Below are 1,885 nucleotides of genomic sequence, written 5' to 3' on the forward strand. Positions count from 1 at the left end.
ATCGGCATAGGGGGGCCGCAATTATTGCAGCCACCCCTGCCACACCACCGGGCATGCGGGTCCGCACCCGGCGGTTCGAGAGCTTGAGGTCATGACAGCCTTGGCACTCCCAACCTATCAAAGTACGCAATCGTCAGCACCGTCTTGAGCAACCGGTCACTGTTGCGCCACCAGCGGCGGCTGTTGCCCGCCACTTGCAGTGCAACGTTTTCCTTCGCCCCCAGCGCCTTGAGTTCCCGGTAAATCGTCCGCGGCCGCTTCCACTGCTTGAGTTGAATCGCTCGTAATCGGTGGCGCAGCCACTCGTCCAGCTCTCGCCAGACTTTGGGCGTTTGCGCCATCCAGAAGTAAGCCTTCCAGCCCAGCACGTAGGGCCGCAGCTTCTCCACCACTTGTGTCATGCTGCGTCCGCCCGAGCGGCGCGTGAGTTGCCGAATGCGGGCCTTGAAGTTGTCCAGTGCCTTGTAGGCCACCGCACATTTGACTTCTTTGCCCTTGGCCACCCACAGCTCGTAACCCAGAAACTTGCGCCCAAAGGCGCTGACCACCGCGCTCTTGGCTTCGTTGATTTGAAGCTTCAAGCCTGTGTAGAGTTTTCTGAGATACGCCATCACCCGTTCGCCTGCCTTCTTGCTGCCCACGTAGACGTTGCAGTCGTCGGCGTAGCGCGCGAAGCAGCAGCTGCGCGCCTCCAACGCCTTGTCCACCTCGTCCAGCAACACATTGGCCAGCAGCGGACTGAGTGGCCCGCCTTGCGGCGTGCCCAAGTGGCGATCGACCACCACCCCGCCATCCATGATCCCGGCGTTCAGATACGCCCGAATCAGTCGGATCACGCCAGCGTCATCGATGCGCCTTTTGAGCCTGTCGATCAGGATGTCGTGGTTGACCCGGTCAAAGAACTTGGCCAAGTCCACGTCCACCACTACGCGCTTGCCCGATTGGACGTACGCCCGTGCGGCCTTAACCGCATCGTGTGCACGCCTGCCCGGTCGGAACCCGTGGCTGTGTTCGCTGAAGGTGGGGTCGATCAGCGGTTGCAGCACTTGCAACAGTGCTTGCTGGATCAATCGATCTATGACCGTCGGAATGCCCAGCTCACGCTGGCTGCCGTCCGGTTTGGGAATCAATACCTTGCGTACCGGACTGGGCCGGTAGCTGCCCGCCAACAGCGCTTGGCGAATGTCCGGCCAGTTCGTTTGCAGCAAACGGGCGGTTTGCTCGATATCGAGCCCGTCCACCCCGGCTGCGCCTTTGTTGGCCTTGACCCGCTTCCATGCTGCCTGCAGGTTCTGTCTCGTCAGCGCCGCCTCCAGCAGGCCACCTGTGCCTGCCAGTTGCTTTGCCGATCCTGTATCCGGGTGCTCATGCAACGTACCTCGGGTTTCGTCGCTGGCAGTATTTGGCCCGGCTTCACCGTGCCGCCTTCCTGTCCGCCCGGATCGCTCCGGCATCTGACGCATGACCTTGTGGCTTTGCATATCCTCGGTTACTCACTCTCGTTCGGTCCTTCGCTCTTGCCTTGTGGCCTCAGCGGCCCCGGCTTGCAGCTACTACGACCTCTGCTGACTTCTCGCTCCGGCACAAGCCGTCGCCCTTTCAGGCACAAGGCGAGATCTCCCCAGGTAAGGGCCGCACACCTTCATCGCACAACCGCCGCATCTACGCCGCCTCGCCTTGGTCACAAGAGCTTCGTGGGGCATTGCCCATTCGCCCTGCTTGGTAGCGCCTTCTATGCGGTTCTTGTTCATCGGCTCGCGATTTACGATCCACGCTTCCTTCCCACGTTCGGTCACCCTCACGCAGTTGCGTTTCACTTTGCTCACTGTGACCAGCTCGCAGCGGGACTTGCACCCGCAGGTGTGCGCCCATGCTGGGCGCACAA

At 61.5% G+C, this 1,885-nt stretch carries 1 protein-coding gene; it reads right to left on the reverse strand.

The window, feature by feature from the left end; translation table 11 throughout:
* Positions 1-89: 89 nt before the first annotated feature.
* Positions 90-1,481 carry a group II intron reverse transcriptase/maturase gene (gene ltrA / locus B9Z49_RS21280; RefSeq protein ID WP_108355438.1) on the reverse strand — a complete coding sequence of 464 codons (1,392 nt, stop codon included), beginning with the start codon at positions 1,479-1,481 and terminating at the stop codon, positions 90-92.
* Positions 1,482-1,885 lie beyond the last annotated feature (404 nt).

It is taken from the genome of Limnohabitans sp. 2KL-51 (assembly GCF_003063645.1).
GTDB lineage: Bacteria > Pseudomonadota > Gammaproteobacteria > Burkholderiales > Burkholderiaceae_C > Limnohabitans_A.

Excerpts from the sequence above, each read along its gene's own strand:
- ltrA (WP_108355438.1), bottom strand. The coding sequence starts at position 1,481 with ATGCAAAGCCACAAGGTCATGCGTCAGATGCCGGAGCGATCCGGGCGG.